General features: G+C 69.0%; 1 protein-coding gene. It reads right to left on the bottom strand.

Annotated features, from left to right (window positions below; translation table 11 throughout):
• On the bottom strand, window positions 1–1,053 hold a 1,053-nt coding region (locus tag AB0H00_RS32000), incomplete at both ends, for a lytic murein transglycosylase (RefSeq protein ID WP_357273691.1).

The raw sequence follows: 1,053 nt of genomic DNA, 5'->3' as shown, positions 1-1,053 counted from the left end.
GGGGTGTGGGTAGGGGGATGACGATGCCGAAGGGGAGGGTGATGCCGGGTGGTGGGGTGGGTGTGGGTGGGGTGGATTCTGCGGGTTCGACGGGTTCGGGTTGGTGTGTTTCGGCCGGTTCGGCGGGGGCGTCTTGGCGGGGTCCTTCGGCCGGTGCGGCGCCGGGTTGTCCGTCGGATGGTGTGCTGGGTTGTCCGTCGGATGGTGTGCGGGGTTGTCCGTCGGGTGGGGTGCAGGTGGCGGCCTGGGGGTCGCGGGGATCCTGCACCCGGGGGTTTTGAAACTGGATCTGGCGGTCGTAGGGTTCGCCGGTGCCTGCGCCGTAGCTGCGGCCCGGCGGGATGGGGGGCAGCGGCGGGACGGGAACGGGTATGTCGGGGCGCGGCATCGGCGCGGGCACTACCCGCGCCATGCAGGGATCCACCGGTACGGGCGGGGCCGGACAGAAGATGCCACACGGGATCGGCGGCAGCCCCGGGATCGTGATCATCACCTCGGCCGGAGCCGGGGCCACCGGGGCCGGCACCTGCACACCGGACTGCTCGGCGGAGTCCGGGGTCGGGGTCGGGGTCATATCCGGCAGCGGTCCGAGGGCACCGGGCTCGACCAGCTCCGGTGACACCACCACCGGGGTGGGAGCACCCCCTGTGCGGTAGGCCGCCGACCAACTCAGCACATTCCCCGCATACGCCATCGAATTGTTGTACCGCAGTACCGCCCGCAACTCTTGGACCGGATCACGCAAATTCGATCCCTCCGAACACAAATACTTCGCCGCACCCAACGCCGCATCGAACACATTGTTCGGATCAGCCACCCCATCGGCGTTTCCGTCAGCGGCATACGTTTTCCACGTACCCGGCAGAAACTGCATCGGACCGATCGCCCGCACGAACCCACTCTCCACCGACCCGATCACCTCGTTGCCCGGCAGATGACCATCCAACACCGGGCCGAAGATCGGCCGCACCGTCGTCCCCGCCGCGTCCGTCCGCCCACCCCCCGCGTGTCCCGACTCGATCCGTCCGATCCCCGCCAGCAAACTCCACGACA

The organism is Nocardia sp. NPDC023852, assembly GCF_040639505.1.
In the GTDB taxonomy this organism is placed as follows: Bacteria; Actinomycetota; Actinomycetes; order Mycobacteriales; family Mycobacteriaceae; genus Nocardia.
This window is presented reverse-complemented; position numbering and strand designations above follow the sequence as displayed.